Annotated in this window: 21 protein-coding genes; 9 read left to right on the top strand and 12 right to left on the bottom strand. The window is 70.2% G+C overall.

All coding sequences use genetic code 11. The annotated features are described in order from the left end of the window. Positions 1-179 precede the first annotated feature (179 nt). On the bottom strand, positions 180-1,541 hold the full coding sequence (locus tag Aple_RS52725; RefSeq protein ID WP_174889773.1) for a hypothetical protein: 1,362 nt from the start codon (positions 1,539-1,541) through the stop codon (positions 180-182). 94 nt (positions 1,542-1,635) lie between these two features. Between Aple_RS52725 and Aple_RS51740 the strand changes: the two genes are divergently transcribed. Beyond that, complete coding sequence (locus Aple_RS51740; RefSeq protein WP_170321201.1) at positions 1,636-1,782, top strand: hypothetical protein; 147 nt, start codon at positions 1,636-1,638, stop codon at positions 1,780-1,782. A 35-nt stretch (positions 1,783-1,817) separates the two neighbouring features. Here the strand turns inward: Aple_RS51740 and Aple_RS01560 are convergent, their stop codons facing one another. Then, positions 1,818-2,876, bottom strand: a complete 1,059-nt coding sequence (locus Aple_RS01560; RefSeq protein WP_155342592.1) for a zinc-dependent alcohol dehydrogenase — start codon at positions 2,874-2,876, stop codon at positions 1,818-1,820. Positions 2,877-2,905: 29 nt separating this feature from the next. Further along, a complete protein-coding gene (locus Aple_RS01555) occupies positions 2,906-3,298 on the bottom strand; it encodes a transketolase C-terminal domain-containing protein (protein ID WP_170321227.1) in 393 nt (130 codons plus the stop codon). A gap of 9 nt (positions 3,299-3,307) precedes the next feature. Here Aple_RS01555 and Aple_RS51735 point away from each other — a divergent pair, with 9 nt between their 5' ends. The 3 genes from Aple_RS51735 to Aple_RS01545 are packed head-to-tail and all read left to right on the top strand — an operon-like array spanning position 3,308 to position 6,950. Beyond that, positions 3,308-3,454 (top strand): hypothetical protein, encoded by a 147-nt coding sequence (locus tag Aple_RS51735; RefSeq protein ID WP_170321226.1) that lies wholly within the window; start codon positions 3,308-3,310, stop codon positions 3,452-3,454. Further along, entirely contained in the window at positions 3,451-5,211 is a 1,761-nt protein-coding gene (locus Aple_RS01550) for an ABC transporter transmembrane domain-containing protein (protein ID WP_218038054.1), read from the top strand. The genes Aple_RS51735 and Aple_RS01550 overlap by 4 nt, the downstream gene beginning before the upstream one ends. Further along, the gene (locus Aple_RS01545; RefSeq protein WP_218038053.1) at positions 5,208-6,950 is read left to right on the top strand and encodes an ABC transporter ATP-binding protein; all 1,743 of its coding nucleotides are present in this window, start codon (positions 5,208-5,210) and stop codon (positions 6,948-6,950) included. The genes Aple_RS01550 and Aple_RS01545 overlap by 4 nt, the downstream gene beginning before the upstream one ends. Here the strand turns inward: Aple_RS01545 and Aple_RS01540 are convergent. The 5 genes from Aple_RS01540 to Aple_RS01520 form a co-directional block, all read right to left on the bottom strand. Further along, positions 6,944-7,420, bottom strand: a complete 477-nt coding sequence (locus tag Aple_RS01540) for a hypothetical protein (RefSeq protein WP_155342590.1) — start codon at positions 7,418-7,420, stop codon at positions 6,944-6,946. The two genes, Aple_RS01545 and Aple_RS01540, sit on opposite strands and share 7 nt — an antisense overlap. Before the next feature lie 106 nt (positions 7,421-7,526). Next, positions 7,527-7,664, bottom strand: coding sequence for a hypothetical protein (locus Aple_RS01535; RefSeq protein WP_155342589.1), 138 nt, complete (start codon positions 7,662-7,664; stop codon positions 7,527-7,529). 268 nt (positions 7,665-7,932) lie between these two features. Continuing rightward, positions 7,933-8,106 (bottom strand): hypothetical protein, encoded by a 174-nt coding sequence (locus Aple_RS01530; RefSeq protein ID WP_155342588.1) that lies wholly within the window; start codon positions 8,104-8,106, stop codon positions 7,933-7,935. A 51-nt stretch (positions 8,107-8,157) separates the two neighbouring features. Further along, positions 8,158-9,189 carry an aldo/keto reductase gene (locus Aple_RS01525; protein WP_155342587.1) on the bottom strand — a complete coding sequence of 344 codons (1,032 nt, stop codon included), beginning with the start codon at positions 9,187-9,189 and terminating at the stop codon, positions 8,158-8,160. Between the two features lie 79 nt (positions 9,190-9,268). Next, positions 9,269-9,691: a VOC family protein gene (locus Aple_RS01520; RefSeq protein ID WP_155342586.1), complete on the bottom strand. Its 423-nt coding sequence runs from the start codon at positions 9,689-9,691 to the stop codon at positions 9,269-9,271. A 223-nt stretch (positions 9,692-9,914) separates the two neighbouring features. Between Aple_RS01520 and vanY-N the strand changes: the two genes are divergently transcribed. Continuing rightward, positions 9,915-10,472: a D,D-peptidase/D,D-carboxypeptidase VanY-N gene (gene vanY-N / locus Aple_RS01515; protein WP_155342585.1), complete on the top strand. Its 558-nt coding sequence runs from the start codon at positions 9,915-9,917 to the stop codon at positions 10,470-10,472. Between the two features lie 4 nt (positions 10,473-10,476). Further along, positions 10,477-12,495 (top strand): ATP-binding protein, encoded by a 2,019-nt coding sequence (locus tag Aple_RS01510; RefSeq protein WP_155342584.1) that lies wholly within the window; start codon positions 10,477-10,479, stop codon positions 12,493-12,495. Positions 12,496-12,516: 21 nt separating this feature from the next. Here the strand turns inward: Aple_RS01510 and Aple_RS01505 are convergent, their stop codons facing one another. From Aple_RS01505 to Aple_RS01495, 3 genes are read right to left on the bottom strand one after another with little or no spacing between them, the layout of a single operon-like run. Further along, the gene (locus Aple_RS01505; protein WP_155342583.1) at positions 12,517-13,209 is read right to left on the bottom strand and encodes an aspartate/glutamate racemase family protein; all 693 of its coding nucleotides are present in this window, start codon (positions 13,207-13,209) and stop codon (positions 12,517-12,519) included. 23 nt (positions 13,210-13,232) lie between these two features. Next, a complete protein-coding gene (locus tag Aple_RS01500; protein WP_155342582.1) occupies positions 13,233-14,609 on the bottom strand; it encodes a UDP-N-acetylmuramoyl-tripeptide--D-alanyl-D-alanine ligase in 1,377 nt (458 codons plus the stop codon). Then, entirely contained in the window at positions 14,606-15,562 is a 957-nt protein-coding gene (locus Aple_RS01495) for a D-alanine--D-alanine ligase family protein (RefSeq protein WP_155342581.1), read from the bottom strand. Before Aple_RS01495 ends, Aple_RS01500 begins: the two co-directional genes overlap by 4 nt. Positions 15,563-15,800: 238 nt before the next feature. Here Aple_RS01495 and trpB point away from each other — a divergent pair, with 238 nt between their 5' ends. Genes trpB through Aple_RS01480 form a run of 3 tightly spaced genes read left to right on the top strand, consistent with a single transcriptional unit; the run spans position 15,801 to position 18,565 of the window. After that, positions 15,801-17,006, top strand: a complete 1,206-nt coding sequence (gene trpB, locus Aple_RS01490) for a tryptophan synthase subunit beta (RefSeq protein WP_155342580.1) — start codon at positions 15,801-15,803, stop codon at positions 17,004-17,006. After that, a complete protein-coding gene (trpA, locus tag Aple_RS01485; protein ID WP_155342579.1) occupies positions 17,003-17,800 on the top strand; it encodes a tryptophan synthase subunit alpha in 798 nt (265 codons plus the stop codon). The genes trpB and trpA overlap by 4 nt, the downstream gene beginning before the upstream one ends. 9 nt (positions 17,801-17,809) lie before the next feature. Next, complete coding sequence (locus Aple_RS01480) at positions 17,810-18,565, top strand: GntR family transcriptional regulator (RefSeq protein ID WP_155342578.1); 756 nt, start codon at positions 17,810-17,812, stop codon at positions 18,563-18,565. Between the two features lie 7 nt (positions 18,566-18,572). Here the strand turns inward: Aple_RS01480 and Aple_RS01475 are convergent, their stop codons facing one another. Beyond that, entirely contained in the window at positions 18,573-19,583 is a 1,011-nt protein-coding gene (locus Aple_RS01475; RefSeq protein ID WP_246264026.1) for an NAD(P)H-dependent flavin oxidoreductase, read from the bottom strand. Between the last annotated feature and the right edge of the window lie 125 nt (positions 19,584-19,708).

Raw genomic sequence — 19,708 nt, 5'->3', positions numbered from 1 at the left:
ATTCTGAAACGCCTACTCCGACCAGAACCTCTGCAACCTGCGGTGAAACCCCGATCCGAGCCCCCCGCAATTCCGCTACCTCGCTCGGTCGGCGGTACTCGGGCCCACTGGGAGGCCTGTTCCGGTCACCGGAACAGGCCTCCCGCATCGGGGACTCGCGGGGTTCGCCCGGTGGGTTTCTACCAGCGGCTCGGCTCCCTGTAGATGAGACCGAGTTTCCCGGCTTCGTTCTTGCCCCCGTCGATCATCTCCGCAGTCGCCTTGGGGTCGTACTCTGCTAACGACTTGACGATCTCGGCGGCCTGTACGTCCGGGGGTTGGCCGTTGGTTTCGATCATCAGCCCGAACCGCACCGACAGATCCTCGAGGGCGAGCCGGCCAGCTGGGTAGTCGAACGTCAGGCGGGCCATGTCGACATCCGCCAACCAGGCTGTGCACCAGCCGAAAGCGCAATCCCACCGCCCCAGGATCGTCGCATCAGCGCGGAGTCGCTCGGCCACCAGTCGGGCCACGGTCATGTCCGGCCACTCCCAACTGTGATCTTGCTCGGCGCGGGCGACCTCCTGGTCGTATTCGGCGGCGTCGAACCGTACTTCCTGCGGTGGATCGCCCGGCACGGAGGAATGCCAGTCCTTCCAGACCACCTCCCGCCCTTCGCGCACGATAGTGACGTAGAGCCCGCTGCAGCAGCCCTCGGTGCAGTACGCCTCCGCGATTCTGACCGTTTTCGGTTCGTCCACAGCCCTGAGCCGCCCGGTATCGAGCAGCGGTCCAGGACTCTCGGCGGGTCCTATGTCGAACAAGGCCGCGACGACAGGCATCCCGTCGATGACGATCCTGGCCTCCACGTAGGGGTAATCGGCCGGATTCGGGTCGGCCGCCACAACCCGGATGGCGAACCTCCCCTCGGGGACTCCGCTCCGGCCGGCCTCCGTAAGGACCCAAGCAGAGCGCCTGGCCACGATGGGATCGCTGGAACGAGCACTACGGGCCAGCATCTCGGTCCAGGGTTTGGCAGACAGGACGCTCTTGATCTGCTCAATCAGAGTTTCCCGCAACCCTCCGACGACCGGAGCCGCCGGGCCTGTGCCCAGGTCATCGGCGACCATGGTCAGCATGGCCGCCCGCTCCAGCGTCGCCGGTCTCCGCGCGGCGAGGGCGATCCACCGCTGATAGACGGTCAGCGCATCCCGGTAACGGCTGATCTCCGTGTGATAGTTGTGGGTGCTGGTCATCGCGAGCAGAAGGTTTCCGGCCTGATCCCACAGGGTGTCGTCAACGCCTGGTCGGCTGAGCATCTCCGCCAGCCCGTGCGTTTCGACGATCTGCCGGGCGAGATCGCTGGACAGCAGGTTCTTCGGAGTGCCCATCACCCACTCGCGGATGGCTGGATCCGAATGACGGGCCAACGCCTTGACAGCGATGACCTTGGCATAGCCGCGTGACCGATCGGCGAGCCAGGCAAGGTCGCGCGCCGCGGTCGGGATCTTCGATAGCACACTCGCGGCAGCCTGATCCGCGAAGTGCAGGAGACCGATCATCTTGATCAGCGGGACATCGTTCTGGACTGTCGGGGAGGGGACGGCCCCCGTTGGGGAGCGGCCCGCTGGGGTTCAACCGATGCAGGTGGGACGCGTGCTCGAACAGGGAGACTGGGCGGTCGAGCGCACTGCGCTCGTCAACCACGCTCACCGGCCGGAGGAAGACTCGATTCTCTTCGTCATGCGCGCAACTGTACCCACCTCCCGGAGCCATGATCTCGACGTCGCCTCCCCCGAATGATCACACGAAGTGATCAATTACCTGACGAAGTACTACTAGTCGTCACCGAGGTCGTTGCAGCGGATCACGACTTTGGGGTGTCGCCCGCCGACGTGCGCGGCGAAGGCGTCGACGGCTCGCTCGAGGGGGAAGACCGCGGTAGTGAGTTCGTCGATGTCCAGGTGAGGGAGGACCTGGAGGGCGCGCGGGAACGCGTATGGCGAGACGAACACGCCTGTGAGGGTCAGCTCCTTGAGGTAGAGGTAGTCGGAGAGGTTGAGGGGCATCTCGAACGTCTCGGGGTACATGGCGCTGTACACCACTGTGCCGCCCTTTGCCGCGAGGTCGAGCAGTCCCCGCACCGCTCGCGGCGAGCCGGATGCGTCGATGACGACGTCGTACCCTCGGCCGTCGGTGATCTCGCCGGCGCGCGTGGCCTGGTCTTCGGTCGTCGGGTCAATCACGTGCTCGGCCCCATGACGGAGAGCCATCTCACGACGTTCCGCGATCGGCTCGATCATCGTGAGCGAGGTGGCGCCGTACATCCGCATGACCTGGAGGGCGAGCTGGCCGATGGGTCCGCCGCCGCAGATCAAGACGCGCTCGCCGACCCGGATGCGGGTCTTGTCCGCGATGCGAACGGCGACGGAGGTGGGCTCCAGGAGGCATCCCCTCAGCAGGGTGACGTCGTCCGGGAGGCGGTATATCTGCGACTCGTGCCAGGTGATCGTTTCGGCCATCCCGGGGCGGTTGTAGTCCTGTATGTGCTCGCAGAACTGCTGCCTGCCGTCCTGGCAGGGCCGGCACGTGCCGCAGAAGCGGAGGAAGTTGCCCGCGACCCGGTCTCCTACTTGCAGTCCGTTGCGGTGCGCCCGCTCACCGAGGGCTTCGATGACACCGGAAATCTCGTGCCCAAGCCCGATCGGGACGTCGGTTCCGAAAAAGCCCTCCGCCAGGTGTGGGTCGGACCCGCAGATCGCAGCGTAGGCGACCCGGATCCGCACGTCCTCCGGTCCGAGCGCTTGGTCGGGGAAGTCGACGACGTCGACCCGGCCCCGTTTGGCCTCGTCCGGGTCGCGCAGGCTGCCGATCTTGGTGACGGCGACGGTTCTCATGGGATGCTCGATTCGTCCGCTCGGTCTGGTCAGAATTCGGCGATCACGCGGCGGGCGGCGGCGACCGTCGCGTCGAGGCCATACCCGTGCTTGTCGCGCAGCTGCTCGTCCTCGCCGAAGCCGGCGTACACCTGCGGGATACCGAGCCTTTCGAAGGCGGTGAGACGGATGCCGCGGTCGGTCACGACATCCGCGATCCGGGTCGCCAGCCCACCGTGGGCGAGGTGGTCCTCGACCACCACGAAGCGCCCGCCCGTCTCCTCCGCGCACTGCGCGATCAGGTCCTCGTCGATCGGCTTGAGCGTGAACAGCTGCTGCGCCGCACCCCCGTACCGACATTGATCGCCGACTACCTGGCCGCAGAAACGGCGCCGATCCGCGTCTTCCACGACGTTGGTGAGCTGGAGAGCTCGAACACCCACAGTCGCTGGTTGGACCACGTGCTCACCGGGAAGGGCTACGACACCCTCTACAGAGAGTTCGCCGGCGGACACGACTACGCATGGTGGCGAGGAATCTTCGCCGATGCCCTGCTCTGGTGCTTCCCGCTCAGGAGCAGGGACCGGAGCCAGGCGTGAGGAACTCCTCGCGCTTCTCGGGCGCCGACACCGCAGGACTGGGGCGAGGACCGCTGACCCGCTGGCTGCCAGTGCTCCTGCTTGCTCCCGCCGAGCCGCTCGGTGCTCGGCCGTTCGAGTCCGGGCCGGGGATCACCCCGGGCCGGTTCCTGCTGCGCGTGATCTTCTCGGTGAGGCGGGTCAGCGTTCCCGCGATGCTGCTGGCGATCGTGTGGCAGGTGGGCGAGTCCGCGGTCCCGGTGGTGATGGGACTCGCGATCGACCGGGCCCTGGCGACCGGGGATGAGGGACAGCTGGTCCTGTGGCTCGGCGTGCTGGTGGCCCTCTACGTCGCGCTGACGTCGGCGGCGAGGCTCTCGCTGCGGCTGACCGCCTATGCGGTGCAGGTACTGCAGCACCGAATCCGCGGCACCCTCTCCACGGGCGTGCTGCACCCGGTCGGCGGCACCGCCCGTGCGCCGGACGGCAGCGTGGTCTCGGTGATGACGAACGACGTCGCGCGCCTGTCCAACGCGGTGATCCTGGTGATCATCCCGGTCTCGAGGATCACGGCCATCGGATTCATCGCGGCATCGCTGCTGGCGACGCACTGGCTGCTTGGACTCGTGGTGCTGTTCGGGGCGCCTGTCGCGGTCTGGTCGATGGGCGTGCTCAGCGAGCGGCTCTCCCGGGACACCCGCGAGTACCAGGAGCTGCTGGCCTCCACGGTCGGACAGGCCACGGACCTGGTCGCCGGCTACCGGGTGATCAAGGGGGTGCGTGCCGAGGCCGAGGCGACCAGCCGGTACCGGCAGGCAAGCCAGGAGACCCTTGTCGGCGCCAGGCGCAACGCGGGCCTGCTGGGGAGGTTCCTTGTGGGCTCGGGCGTGGTCAGCGGCACGTTCGTCGCCGCGGTGATGGGGCTGGCGGGCTGGTTCGCCGTGGACGGACAGCTCAGCATCGGCGGGCTGATCACCGCCGTCGGCCTCACCCAGGCACTGCTGCCGCAGATCCAGGCGATCGCGAGCACGTCCATCCCCAACCTCGCCGGCGCCCGCGCCTCGTCCGCGCGTGTCCTCGACGTGCTGCGGGACAACGCCACGTCGACGGCTGGGCCCGATGACGCGACCCGGCGGGAGGTCACCGCGTTGCCGGAGCTGGACGTGGTCGTGCCGAGCATCTCCGGGCCCGGCGTGACGATCCGGGTCGAGCCCGGCGAGCTCGTGGGCGTGCGCGCCGACGACCGGACCGCCGCCCGTGTCGTCGAGGCGCTGCTGGACCCGCGGGCCGAGGGAGGGGTCGAGGCGCGGCTGGACGGGATCGCGGCGCGGGAGCTGTCCCCGGTCGAGTACCGCTCCCGGGTCACCGTCGCGCCGCACCGCGCCACGCTGTTCAGCGGCACCCTCCGCGACAACGTCGCCGTGATCGCGGGCGCGCCCGAGCGGGTGGACGCCGCGGTGCGAGCCGCCGCTTGCGACGACTTCGCGGCCGACCTCGACGTCCCGGTCGGCGAGGGCGGCAACCGGCTCTCGGGCGGCCAGCGCCAGCGGGTCGCGCTCGCCCGCGCCCTGGCGAGCGACGCGCCGGTGCTCGTGCTGCACGACCCGACCACCGCGGTCGACTCGGTCACCGAGCACACGATCGCAGGCCGGCTGTGCGGTGTCCGGGCAGGCCGCTCGACGCTGCTGATCGCCTCGACCCCGGCGCTGCTCGCTGCCTGCGACCGCGTCGTCGAGCTGCCTGACGACGTACCCGCGCCCTCAAGGACGGCGCAGTGAGCGGCACCTCCGCCGTGCCCGAGACCGCGGCTTCCGATGCCGGGCTGCCGGTCGCGAGCGGCCGCGAGACGGTCAGGGAGGTGTGGCGGCTCAGCCACGGGTACCGGCTCCGGCTCGCCGCGACCGGGGTGCTGGGGATCGTCAGCACCGGCGTCGACCTGATCGTTCCCGGGGCGATCGGATTCCTCGTCGACCGCGTGCAGGCCGGCACCGCGGACCTCGCCGCAGTGCTGACGGTCACGGTCGTCATGGCGCTCTCGGCAGTCCTCGGTGCTGCGGGCACCGCGCTGACGATCGTGCTCGCCACCCGCGTCTACCACTCCATCCTCGCCGCGCTGCGCGAGCAGCTCGTGGGCCACGCGATGACGCTCCCACAGCACCTCGTCGAGCGCGCCGGCACCGGAGACCTGATCTCGCGGTCCAGCGACGACGTCACCGCGGTCGCCGACGCCGCCCCCGCCGTGATCCCGGTGCTCACCGTCACCGCCTTCACCATCGTCGTGTCGCTGGGCGGGCTCGCGGCACTGGAATGGCCCTACGCGGCCGCCTTCGCCGTCGTGCTGCCGGTCTACGTGCTGGCCGTGCGGTGGTACCTGCGCATCGGACCAGGGGTCTACCGCGCCGAGCGCACGGCGATGAGCGCGCGTGCCCAGCAGATCCTCGAGTCCCAGCGCGGCTACTCCACCGTGCTCGGCTTCGGGCTCGCCGAGCAACGACACCGGGCTGTGATGACGGACTCCTGGCGCGTCGCGGGGCAGTCGCTACGCGCACGCACCGTGCTGAGCATGCTCAATGCCCGGCTCAACCTCGGGGAGTGCCTGAGCCTGGCCGCCGTACTCGTCGTCGGCTTCGTCCTCATCGACCACAACGCATCGACCGTCGGCGGCGCCACCACCGCCATGCTGCTCGTGCTACGCCTGCTCGGACCGGTCAACCAGCTGCTGCTGGTCATCGACACCCTCCAGTCCGCCCTCGCATCGCTGAGCCGCATGATCGGGGTCGTCACGATTCCGTTCAGCTCGTCGGATGTCCCAGCGCAGGCCGCGAGCACCGCCGTACAGCTCGACGAGGTTTCGTTCCGTTACGGCGAGGGGCCACGGGTGCTCAACGACATCACCCTCGACATCCCGTCCGGTCAGCGCGTGGCCGTCGTCGGCGTGTCCGGGGCAGGCAAGACCACGCTCGCCGGCGTGGTCGCCGGCACCCACCTACCTGAGGCCGGGAGGGTGACTCGCCCCAGCCGTACCGCGATGATCACCCAGGAGGTCCACGTCTTCGCGGGCACCCTGCGCGACAACCTCACCCTCGCCGCCCCCGGGGCCACCGACCGCGACCTCCATGCGGCGCTGGAAGCCACCGGCGCCGCATCGATCCTCGATGTTCTCCCCGACCGGTTGGACACCCTGCTAGGTGTCGGCGGACACCCGCTCACCGACGCACAGGCGCAGCAGCTCGCCCTCGCCCGCCTGCTGCTCACCGACGCTGATCTGGTGATCCTCGACGAAGCGACCGCCGAGGCCGGCTCCACCTACGCCGGACAGCTCGACCGCGCTGCTGATGCTGTCCTCGCCGGGCGCACCGCAGTCGTAGTCGCGCACCGTCTCTCCCAAGCAGCAACCTGCGACCGGATCATGGTGATGGAGCACGGCCGGATCATCGAGACCGGCACCCACGGAGAGCTGGTTGATGCCGGTGGTGTGTACGCCGGGTTGTGGACGGCCTGGGAGGCCGCTCAGTGACAACAGCACGACCAGGCCAGGATTCGCCGCAGTCCGCGGAGCTCGTCGTCCTGGGTGAGTCGGTCGGGGTGGCGGGTCAGCAAGGCGGTGACCTGACGGACGGTCGGCCGGGGCGGCTCGGTCGGGGCGGTGCTGCTGCAGGTAGTCGCGGACGCGGTGGTAGCTGCCCTGGAACCTAGTGAGGTGATCTCGCGGTGGATCTGGCGGGCGTTGGTGCAGCCCTCGTCCCATCGCTGGTGGATGTGGGGTTTGAAGGGATCGAGCTTGCCGGTCCGCACGTTTTGCCAGCGTCCGTCCACGAGTTCCTGCCAGGTCGCGGCGCGGGCATATCTTTGGACGGTGTGCCGGCCCCAGCCGAGACGGCGTCTGGAGCTCCCGTCCGGGCGCCGCGACGGGAGCCAGGGGCCGCCAGCTGGGTAGCGCCGCCAGCACGGCTCGCCATAGCCCTTCGGCCGGTTCAGGGTGGGCATGAAGCGCGCTGCTCGCCCACCCCGTGCTCGCGAAACTGATCACGCGAGAGCGTGGCCGGGAACTACTGGCGACAGCACGAGTGGCCTGATGCGAGCCGCGCACCGATCACGGCGTCGGTAGGTCTGTGAGGTCGAGCCGCCGGTCGGTGCGCAGCTGGATCTCGCCGTAGGGGGTCATGTTGGTGTGGAACAGCGGGCTCGTCGGTGCGGCGGACTTCGGTGGCGAGGGATCCTCACCGTTCACTCCCGAGACCGTCGTGAGCGAGGAAGGCGCCGGCCTCGTTCGCCGCGTCATCCTGGGGCATGCCCCAGACGGCCGGGCGTGCATCCTCGCCGACGAGAGGACGACGGTTCAGGAGAGGCTGTGAAGCTCCGACGGTCCGGTGCCCGGGAACAGGGTGCGGGGGGACCGCAGGAAGGCCGGAGCTCCGTCGGCTCCGGAAAAGCTCGGCACCCGCTTCGAGATCCGGGACGTGGACGCATTCGAAAGCCTCGTCGTCCACGGGAGGGATTCACAAACCCTGGGCGTCGTCATCGACGGCGCCGTCCATCTTCATGGGGATGAGGGATCCACCGGTCTCCCGCTCTCTCCCGGCGATACCTTCATTTCCGTGGGTGAAGATCTGCAGGTGCGGAATGCGGGTGATCGCCGTGCGCGGATCGCTTGTGTAGGGCTGCGCGGACATCGATGAATGGATGAACTGTCGAGCGCCCGGGTGTCCAGAACGGTCATCGGGTCACGCCGCAGTGCGTTCGTCGGCCGATCGCCGGCGTAGTGAGGCCTCGGTGACAGCCGGCGGAGTGTAGGACACATCGATCGGGCCGAGGTCCGTGCCGGGTGGCACGATCTGATCGATCCGGTCGAGGACCTCGTTGTCGAGGGTGACCGTGGCGCCGGTCAGGAGGTCCTCGAGGTGCTCCATGGTGCGGGGGCCGATGATGGCCGAGGTGACGGCGGGGTGGGTGATGGTGAAGGCCATCGCCAGGTGGGTCAGCGACAGGCCGGTCTCTCCGGCCAGCGGGATGAGCCGCTCCACGGCGTCGAGTTTGCGCTCGTCGGTCAGGTGCCCGGGCACCCACTTCATCCCCGGGTTCGCTGCCATGGACTGGCCTTTGCGGTAGCGGCCGGTGAGCAGGCCCATCGCCAGCGGGCTCCATACGAGCACGCCCATGCCGTAGCGCCGGCAGGTGGGCAGAACCTCGCGCTCGATGCCGCGGTTGAGGATCGAGTACGGGGGCTGCTCGGTGCGGAAGCGCTGCAGCCCGCGCCGGTCGGCGACCCACTGCGCCTCGACGATCTCCGAGGCCGGGGTGTTGGAGGAGCCGATGGCGCGCACCTTGCCGCTGCGCACCAGATCGGTCAGCGCGGACAGCGTCTCCTCGATGTCGGTCCGCGGGTCGGGGTGATGGATCTGGTAGAGGTCGATGTAGTCGGTCCGCAGGCGCCGCAGCGAGTGCTCGACCTCGGTGACGATCCAGCGCCGGGAGCTGCCACCGCGGTTGGGATCGTCTCCCATCGAGCCGTTGACCTTGGTGGCCAGCACGACGTCGTCGCGGCGTCCCCGCAGTGCTTTGCCGACGATCTCCTCGGTCTCGCTGTAGGAGTACACGTCCGCGGTGTCGATGAAGTTGATCCCCGCGTCCAGGGCCCGGTGGATGATCCGGACACAGTCGTCGTGGTCCTGGTTGCCCACGGCACCGAACCTCATGGTGCCGAGGCAGTAGGGGCTGACCCGGATTCCGGTGCGGCCGAGAGGGCGCATCCTCATGGTGGGGGTTTCCTTTCGTGGTCTGGTCATGGGCCGGGCCGGCACGGATGGGCGTCTCCCGCCCATCCGTGCCGGTGTGCTACCCGTTGAACTCGCTCACGACGTCCACAACCCAGACGACGCCGAAGCGGTCCCGCACCATCCCGTAGGCGGCCGCCCAGCCCGCCGGGCCCATCGGGATCACGACGGTCGCCCCGGCGGAGAGCTTCTCCCAGTAGCCGGTGACCTCCTCGACGGTCTCGCCGCGCAGCGAGACGAAGAAGGAGTTCTCACCCTGGTCGTAGGCCATCCGCGAGGGCACGTCATAAGCCATGACGTGGAAGCCGTTCCCGGCGAGCAGCTGGCCCCACATCACCTGGTCGGCCTCGGACTCCTCCTGGACGTTCCCGGCGTCCTTGTACGTGACGACGGCGAGGTCGCCACCGAACACGGACTGGTAGAACTCCAGCGCCGCGCGCGCGTCGCCGCGGAAATTCAGATGGGTCGTGGTCGTGAGGGACAAGATCGGCTCCTTACCTTCGAACTGATGCCTGATGCGGGGCAACAGTCGCAAAGGAAGCGGCCAGGATGAGTCCTCTTCTCCGGGCAGAGTGAGAAAACCGTGTCCGCGCCTCGTCCGCGCCGTGTCATGGTCGTGTCACGGTCGCGCCGACGGTGGCCGCCGTCGACAAACCATGACATGCGGCGCACAACGCGGGCATATTCCGCGCCGATGGTAGTTCGTCATGAACGAACCACGAACCATCCCGCCTCGGCCCCGAGATCGGCTGTTCGCCGTGGTCACGCTGGTGCTCGCCGTACTCCTGCTGCCCGCGGCGTTCGTCCGCCGTCCCGGCCGCGCCCGCGAACTGGCCTGCCGCTGGGCGTTGCGGATGCGATTCCCCGCCGAGGACCTCACCGGGCTCACCGACGGCGCCCTGGCGGCGTTCACCGCGGCGCGCACCGAGGCGCTCTGGCGTCACGGCCAGCTCATCGGCCTCACCTCGGGATACCGCGATCCCCTGGTCCAGCAACGGATCTTCGACGAGGAGGTGCGCCGCTCCGGCTCCCCGGCCTCGGCCCGAATGCTCGTGCTGCCACCGGCGGAATCCAACCACGTCAAGGGCATCGCGCTGGACGTGCGCCCCCACGAAGGCGCGCGCTGGCTCGAGGAACACGGCGCCCGCCACGACCTCTACCGCATGTACGACAACGAGTGGTGGCACTTCGAGTACCGCCCAGACAGCGGCGGCACGCCACCACGACGACGACCTCACCCCGGCTGGCGTTCGGAGAGGGGTTAGCGGTATGTCATCGGAGAGTGACAACACGTCCGGATTGCTGGGATGGCGCCTGCGAGCAGCGCGCGAGATGGCGTTCGTGGGGCGGGAGGAAGAGCTCGCGGTTTTCAACGCGGCGTTGTACGGCGGCGGCTGCAGCGTCCTGTACGTGCACGGTCCCGGCGGCATCGGGAAGTCGGCCTTGTTGCGGCGGTTCGCTCACGAGGCCGCGGTGGCGGAGCGGCCGGTGTCCATGCCGGTGTCCATGATGGACGGGCGTATGTCGGAGCCGTCGCCGGTGGCGTTCGAGGCTGAGGCCGAGCTGGTGCTTCGCGACGCGGACGCGGTGCTGCTGATAGACAACTTCGAACGGATTCAGGGCTTGGAGGGATGGCTGCGCGAGCGGTTCCTGCCGCGGGTGCCCATAGGGGCGCTGGTGGTGATCGCGGGGCGAAACCCGCCGGACATGCGGTGGCAGGCGGATCCGGGATGGGCGGGGGCGCTGGAGGTGCTGCCGCTGCGCGACCTGCGGGCCGCAGACGCGCAGGCCCTGATGGACTCCTGCGGGGTGCCGGCCGAGTCACGCGGGCCGCTGCTGGCCTTCGCCGGTGGTCATCCGCTGGCGCTGCTGCTGGGGGCGGCCGTGGCGGTGAAGGACGGCGGGGCCGGCAGGCGGTGGATGCCGAATCGGGACGTGGTGGCCACGTTGCTGGACGAGCTGGTGGGCGAGTTGCCTTCGGCGGCGCATCGGCATGCTCTGGAGATCTGCGCCCATGCGCATACGACGACGGAGGACCTGCTGAGGGCGGCCTTGCCGGAGGACGCCGGAACGTTGTTCCAGTGGTTGCGGCGGTTGCCGTTCGTGGAGTCGAGCAGCCTCGGGCTGTTTCCGCATGACGTGGTGCGGCAGGTGCTGGAGGCGGACCTACGATGGCGGGACCCCGAGGCGTACGCGGTGATGCACGACCGCATTCATGCGCATCTGGCGGACCGGGTGCGCACGGCGAGCGATGTGGACGTGCCCGGTACGGTGGCGGCACTGCTCTACCTGCATCGCGGCAACGGGGCGCCGACGAGCTACGACGAGGTCGAGTTCCAGGAAGAGGTGGTGCGGGAGGAAGACATCGGCACGTTGCTCCGGGTGGCGACGGCGGCGGAGGGTGCGGCGTCCGCGGGCTGCGCCGCCTTCTGGGCGGAACGTCAGCTGGAGGCGTTCCGGTTGTATCGGCGGACCGAAACCGGCGAGCCCGTGGCTTTCTCCGCGTGGTTGCGGTTGGCGGAACTCGATGAGGAGGAGCTGACGGCCGATCCCCTCGTGGCCATGGCGTGGGCGCATGCGCGTGCTACCACGCCGTTGCGCGCCGGTGAACATGTGGTGGTCAGCCGGCTGTGGGCGCTGCCGCCGTATCGCTCGAACTCGCCGGTGATGGATTTGATCCAGTGGCGAGTGATCGGCAATTGTGTGCGGTCCGAGCGGATGGCCTGGTCATATATCGAGACGAACAAAGCGTGGGTGGAGCGTTTACGGCATTACGGGATGCGTGACATCTCCGAGCGGCCGCTGGGGGATGACGCGTACACCCTTTTCGTTCATGACTGGCGCGCGGTGCCGGCGCAGGCGTGGCTGGAGCGGATGAACCACCTGCCCGTCGGCGGCCCGAGTGCCGCGACGGCGGTGCTGTCGCAGGCGGAGTTCGCCGAGGCGGTGCGCAAGGCGTTGCGCCAGCTGTCGCGGCTGGACGCGCTGGCCGCTTCCCCGCTGACGCGCACCAGGCTGATCGCCGAGCGGGCCGGGCAGGATCCTGCCACGGCACTGGGTGACCTGCTCCGCCAGACGATCGACGACCTGCGTGAGGATCCGCGGGCGGTCAAGTTCCACCGGGCGCTGTCCGTCACGTTCCTCCGCGGCACGCCCACCCAGGAACTGGCCGCGCAACGACTCGGCCTCCCTTTCACCACCTACCGCCGCCATCTGAAGGCCGGCATCGAACGTGTCTGCGCCGACCTGTGGCACCGGGAGCTGTACGGCGCCAACGCACCGGCCTGAACGAACGCGACCGAGAACGTGTCAGCCGGCAAGCGCGAAGCCGGCCGCCGCCTCCGCGTGCAGCCGAGCGCTCGGCAGCACCGGGATGGCGCTGTCCTTCGCACTGATCAGCAGCTCGATCTCCGTGCAGCCGAGGATGACTCCTTCGGCGCCGTCGTCCGCGAAATCATCGATGATCTGGGCGTACGCGTCCCTGGACGACTCCCGGAGCACCCCGCGCACCAGTTCGTCGAAGATCACGCGATGGACCAGTTCCCGCTGCTCACGCCGCGGGACGACCACGTCGAAGCCGTGGGCGGCCAGCCGATCCCGGTAGAAGGGCTGCTCCATGGTGAAGTGAGTGCCCAGCAGGCCGACCTTGCGCATGCCCCTGGCGCGGATCTCGGCGCCCACGGCGTCGGCGATGTGCAGCACGGGCACGCGCACGGCCCGCTCCACGTCGTCGCTCACCCGGCTGAAGGTGTTGCTGCAGACGAGCAGGAGGTCGGCGCCGAGATCCTCCAGGTTCCTGCCCGCACCGGTCAGCAACGTGCTCACCTCGTCCCAGCGGTCGGCGAAGATGAGGTCCTCGACGGTCGTGTAGTCGACCGACCAGATGAGGCTGTTGGCGGAATGACTGCCGCCGAGTCGCTCGCGTACCCGCTGGTTGATGATCTGGTAGTAGATCACCGTCGATTCCCAGCTCAACCCGCCGATGAGACCGATAGTGCGCATGGAACTCCATTTCACCTGGACAGTCAGCGTGCCAGCGCACGGGCGCAGACGCTGAGCCCGATCTCGCTGGAAGCCTTGACGAGCACCACGTCTCCCGGTTCGAGGAGCGCGGCGGCCACCCTGATGGCCCCGGCCACGTCCTCGGCGGTGTGGACGGCCACGCCCTGGTTCGAGGACTGCGCCGCTTCCGCCATCGCGAGCGGATCCCCCGCTCCGACCGCTATCAGCACGTCGAAGCGGAGGTCGGCGACGAGCCGGCCCACCTCCGCGTGCCGGGCGCGGGAGGCGTCCGCCTGCTGCCCCATCGCGCCGAGCACGGCGACGGTACGGCGGGCGCCGGCCAGGGCCTTCACCGCCCGAAGCCCGGCCCGCATGGATTCGGGGTTGGCGTTGTAGGCGTCGTCGACGATGGTGATGCCGTCAGGCCGTTCGACGATTTCCAGCCGGCCCGCGGAGCGCCGCCGTGCGGAGTGCAGCCCATCGGCGATCTCGGTGACGCCCAGGCCGAGCGCGGTGGCGACGGCGGCGGCGGCCAGGGCGTTGCTCACCTGGTGCTCGCCTATGAGGCCGAGCTCGACCTGGGCGTGGCCGGAGGGCGTCACCAGCTCGAACGCGGGTCGCGCGCGGTCGGCCATCCGCACATTTTCGGCTCGCACCTGCGCCTCCGCCGACTCGCCGTACCACAGGATCTGGGCCCTGGTGCGGCCGGCCATGCCCCTGACGTACGGGTCGTCGGCGTTGAGCAGGGCGAACCCGTCCGCCGGAAGCGCCTCGACCAGCTCGCCTTTAGCCTGGGCCACGTCGGCCGGCCCGACCCCCATACGCTCCACATGCGCGGTGCCGACATTGAGCACCAGCCCGACCTGGGGCGGTGCGAGCCCGGTCAGGTATGTCAGGTCGCCCTTCCGGCCCGCACCCATTTCCAGCACCAGGTATCGGGTGGTGGCATCGGCGCGCAGCACGGTGAGCGGCAGCCCGAGCTCGTTGTTGAACGACCTGTCGGTGGCGACCGTCGCGGCGTGCCGTTCGAGCACCTGGGCCAGCAGGTCCTTGGTCGTGGTCTTGCCCACGGAGCCGGTCAGGCCGATCACGGTCGGGCTGATGTGTTCGAGCAGGTGCCTGGCCAGCAGGCCGATCGCGAGCTGGACGTCCTCGACCACGAGGGCGGGCACGCCGACGGGCCGTGCGGCCAGCACGGCGACGGCGCCGCCCGCGATGGCGCCGGCCGCGTAGTCGTGACCGTCGACGCGGGCGCCGACCGTCGCGGCGAACAGGCCGCCGGGCACCACCTCGCGGGAGTCGACCGCCGAGGGCGCCGTCACCAGCGCCCGCGGGTCTCGCACGTCGTCCAGGCTCGCGCCGACGACCTGCGCGATCGTGTCCAGCGTCATGGGGATCATGAGCCGCTCCTGGCGAACGCGAGGTCGATGAGGCGGCGCAGCAGGTCCGGGTACGGGACACCGCTCGCGGCCCAGGCCCTGGCGTAGACGGAACGGGAGGTGAAGCCGGGCATGGTGTTGATCTCCAGCACGTACAGGCGTCCCGTGTCCTCCTCATAGAGGAAGTCGACCCGGGACAGGCCGTAGCCGCCGATCGCCCGGAAGGCGCGCAGGGCCAGCTCGCGCACGTCCTCGGCCACCCGTTCTGGCAGCACGGCGGGGATGGTGGAGATCTCGGCCTGGCTGAGGTACTTGGCCTCATAGTCGAGCCATTCGCCGGGCACGATGAGCTCGCCGGGCGCCGAGGCATCCGGAGTGTCATAGCCGCCGAGCACGCCGCAGATGATCTCGCGCGCGGTCACGCCCTGCTCGACGATGACCACCCGGTCGTGGGCCAGCGCCAGCTCCACGCCCGCGCGCAGCTCCGCCATGGAGGTGACACGTGAGATGCCGATGGAGGAGCCCATGGTGGCCGGTTTGACGTACATCGGCCAGTCGAGCGACTTCACCAGAGCCCAGTAGTCGGTGGTGGTGCGCCATTCGTGCTCGGTGAACCACACATGTGGGGTGACCGGAATGTCCTCCGCCAGGAAGGCGCGCCGCATCGCGACCTTGTTCATGGCCACGGCAGAGGCCAGGACGCCGCAGCCCACGTACGGGATGCCCAGCGTCTCCAGATGGCCCTGGACGACGCCGTCCTCGCCGAACGGCCCATGCAGCGCGGGGAAGACCACGTCCGCCGAATCGCGTCGCAGCTCCACCGGCCACCTGCCCTGCCGGTCGATGATGACGGCGACGGGCTCGTACAGATCCCTCGGCAGGGCATGGAGGACAGCCTGCGCCGACTGCAGCGACACCTCATGCTCGGCGGACGGCCCACCCGCCAGCACAGCCACGCGCATGCGTTCAGTCACGATCAGTCAGCCTTCCTCGGTGGCACGGTGTTCGCCGTCGCAGGACCCGCCTGCCGAGTGTCGGCTCTTCGCCTGACCAGTTCCCAGGCCATTCGCTGTCCAGTTTCCTGACCAAAGCGCACGGCCCTCGCCAGTTCACCGTCCCCCTCGGCGTCCGATGGTGGCGCGTCCACGCTGCCCGTGCCACACTCACTGTTATAGAACTCTTAATAGAGTTATAGAACGATCGGAGCGTGGCATGCGAGACGTGTTGCCGTGGCGTGAGCCGGTCCCGCTGGACGGGACGATGGGCGAGCCCCGAGCGCGGGGCCGATTCGGCGAGTACGGCGGGCGGTACGCGCCGGAGTCCCTGGTGGAGGTGTGCCGCGAGGTGGAAGAGGAGTTCAGGGAGGCCTGGGCGGATCCGGGGTTCCGCGGTGCCCTGGCGCGACTGCTCGCCGTGCACGCCGGGCGGCCGACTCCGCTCACACCGGTCCGCCGGCTGTCGCAGGAGCTGGGCGTGCAGCTGTACCTCAAGCGCGAGGATCTCACCCACACCGGATCCCACAAGATCAACAACGTGCTGGGCCAGGCCCTGCTGGCCACCCGGATGGGACGGCGCAGGCTGATCGCCGAGACGGGAGCGGGCCAGCACGGGGTGGCCGCCGCGACCGCCGCCGCGCTGCTCGGGCTGGAGGCCACGGTGTTCATGGGCGAGCGCGATATCGAGCGGCAGGCGCTGAACGTCTTCCGGATGCGCATGCTGGGCGCCGAGGTGGTTCCGGTGACCACGGGCAGCCGTACCCTCAAGGACGCGACCAGCGAGGCCATGCGGCACTGGGTGGGCGCGACCGGCGACTCCCATTACTGCATCGGCTCGGTCGTCGGGCCGGATCCGTACCCGTGGATGGTCAGGGAGTTCCAGCGGATCATCGGCGACGAGGCCCGCGGGCAGTGCGCCGCCGAGCTGCGGACCGGCGTCCCGGACTACGTGGTCGCGTGCGTCGGCGGCGGCTCCAACGCGGCTGGCACGTTCGCCGGATTCGCCGACACCCCGGCGCGCCTGGTCGGTGTCGAGGCGGAGGGCGGCGCCGGGGCGGCCCGCGGCCGGCTCGGCGTCCTGCACGGCTGTCGCTCGCTGTTCCTGCAGGACGATGACGGGCAGATCACCCAGGCGCACTCCATCGCCGCCGGGCTCGACTACCCGGGAGTCGGCCCGGAGCACGCCCACCTGCGCGACTTGGGCCGGGCCCGCTACGTCACGGTGACCGACGACGAGGCGATCGGCGCGGCGGTACGGCTGGCGCGTAGCGAAGGCATCGTCCCGGCGCTCGAATCGGCACACGCCCTCGCCTGGGTGATCCGCGCGGCGGGCGGCGGCGACCTGCCCGCAGGATCGACGGTGCTGATGACGCTGTCCGGCCGGGGCGACAAGGACGTCTCAACCCTGAAGGAGCTGCTGTGACGAGCCCCACCCTGGCCGCGGGCGTGGTCGAACGCCACCTGCGTGCCCGCCGGGACGCCGGCCGCGGGCTGCTCATGCCGTACGTCACCGGGGGGATCACGCCCGGCTGGACGGACTACCTGCGGGCGTTCGCCGCCGCCGGGGCGGACGCGATCGAGGTCGGTCTGCCCTTCTCCGACCCCACGCTGGACGGCGTCACCATCCAGCAGGCCAGCGAAACGGCACTGGCCCGGGGGGCGAGCACCCGCCGGATCCTCGCCGACCTGTCCGGCATGCCGGATCTGGGCGTACCGCTGGTCGCCAGCACCTACTACAACCTGGTGCTGCACGACGGCCCCGAGTCGTTCTGCGCCGCGCTGCGCCGGGCCGGCGTCGGCGGCCTGATCGTGCCCGACCTGCCGGTGCACGAGGCGGACGAGCTGACGGACGCGGCCGCCGCCGGGATCGAGCTGGTCCTGCTGGCGTCGCCGACGACGCCGCGGCCGCGGCTGGCGGAGATCTCGCGCCGCAGCCGCGGATTCGTCTACGCGGTGTCGCTGATGGGCACCACCGGTGAGCGGGCCGCTCTCGCCGCTTCGGCGGCGGAGCTCACCGAGCGGATCAGGTGCGTCACCGACCGGCCGGTCTTGCTAGGATTTGGCATCTCCACCCCGGACCAGGCACGCGAAGCCCGCCGGCACGCCGACGGCGTGGTGGTCGGCGCCGCGGTCATGCGGCGGGTGCTCGACGGGGCGGGGCCGGACGACCTGCGGGCCTTCCTCGCGACCCTGCGCCGGGCCCTCGACCAGGAGTGACGCACCACGATGATCCCCGACGCCGGGCACGAGGCGAGATACCGCGCCATCGCCGCCGACCTCGCCGCGAAGATCCGGTCGGGACACTACGCCCCCGGCGAGGCCCTGCCGCCGCAACGGGAGCTGAGCGCCTTCTACAAGGTGACCCTCATGACGCTGCGCCAGGCGTTGCGGCAGCTCAGCGACGAGAGGCTGATCGTGCAGCAGCCCGGCAGGGGCACGTTCGTCGCCCCGGCCCACCTGGCGTACCAGCTCGACTCGCTCCGCAGCCTGGTCGACGACCTGCGCAAACAGGGCCACGACGTGCGCACCGCGGTGGCCGGGCGGGCGGTGCGCCGGGCCCCCGCCCGGATCGCCGCGGAGCTGCGGCTGCGTCCCGGCGACACCGCCCTGCGGCTGGAGCGGGTCCGCGAGTTCGCGGGACGTCCCGCCGTACACCAGGTGTCCTGGGTCCGCCGGCCGGTGGCCGACCAGATCCGCGACCGCGACTTCACCGCCGTCTCCCTCTATACGGCCCTCGCCGACGCGGGAGTGACGGTCGCCCGGGCGTCCGAGGTGGTCCGGCCCGGCCTGCTCGACCCCGCCGCCGCCCGCCATCTCCACGAGCCGGAGGGCAGCCCCGTGCTCGTCAGCACCCGGATCACCTACACGTTCGACGCCACGCCCATGGTGTCCGACCATGCCACCATCCTCGGCAGCATGATGGAGATCCGCACCGAACGCGCCGCCACCGGCCTCTCTCTCACCTGGGGCGCCACCAGCTGAGAGGTGGTCAGCGCGTGTGCCCGGTCCCCAGCTCCCGGACCAGCTCTGCGGCGGGCGTGTCCCGGGCGAGCGCGAACCCCTGCCCCGCCCACAGGTTGATCATCTCGGCGTCGCCCGCCCGGCGGGCGGCGGCGCGCAGCGGCGCGGTCAGGCGGTGGATTTGCGGATAGGCGGCGGGCGCGTACGCCGAATGCTCGGCCAGGAACCGGTTCACCAAGCCCCGGGCCAGGCGCCCGGTGAAGGCCCGGGTCAGCGCGGTGGCCGACGCCGACGCCAGCGCCGCCCGGTACGGCTGGCTCGTGCCCGCCTCCGGGCAGAGCAGGAAAGCGGTGCCCAGCTGGGCGGCGACCGCGCCGGCGGCCAGGACCGCGGCCACTCCCGCGTGGTCCATGACGCCTCCCGCGCCCACCACAGGAAGCGGCGTGTGCCGCGCCACCAGCCGCAGCAGGGCCAGCAGCCCGAGATCGCCCTCGTCGGTGAACCCGCCCCGATGCCCGCCCGCCTCGACCCCCTGGGCCACCAGCGCGTCGGCACCCCCCTCCCACGCGGCGACCGCCTCGGCCGGGGTGGTGACCGTCACCAGCACGAGCGCCCCGGCCCTCCGCAACTCTTCGACGACCTCCCGGCCCGGCAACCCGAAGACGAAGGACACCACCGGCACCCGTTCTCCGGCCACCAGAGCGAGCTTCTCCGCCCAGCCGTCGTCGTCGGCCACGGGATCCCCCAAGCGCACCCCGTACCGTTCGGCGTCGGGCCGCAGCCGCTCCGCGTAGGTCTCCAGCGCGGTCTCCTCCGGACGCGGGCCAGTCCCGGGCACGAAGAGGTTGACGCCGAACGGAGCCTCCGTACGAGCCCGCACCGCCGCGATGTCGGCCCGCAACTCCGCGACGGTCCTATACCCGGCCGCCAGGAATCCCAGCCCGCCCGCCCCGGACACCGCCGCCGCCAATTCGGGCGTGGACGGACCACCCGCCATCGGGGCCTGGATGATCGGATAGCGCAGGCTCTGAAGATCCACAACCATCACCCTAACGGTCACGGCCTGACCAGCGGCTGAGCCCGCCCCCTGCCGATCTGGATGGCCGCGCCGGTACGGAGAATCTTGACCCGGCGAACCCCACTGCGATCCTTGCTCATTGGTAC

This window comes from Acrocarpospora pleiomorpha (assembly GCF_009687885.1).
In the GTDB taxonomy this organism is placed as follows: Bacteria; Actinomycetota; Actinomycetes; order Streptosporangiales; family Streptosporangiaceae; genus Acrocarpospora; species Acrocarpospora pleiomorpha.
Note: the sequence above shows the minus strand (reverse complement) of the source record. Positions and strands in the feature narration are given on the sequence as shown.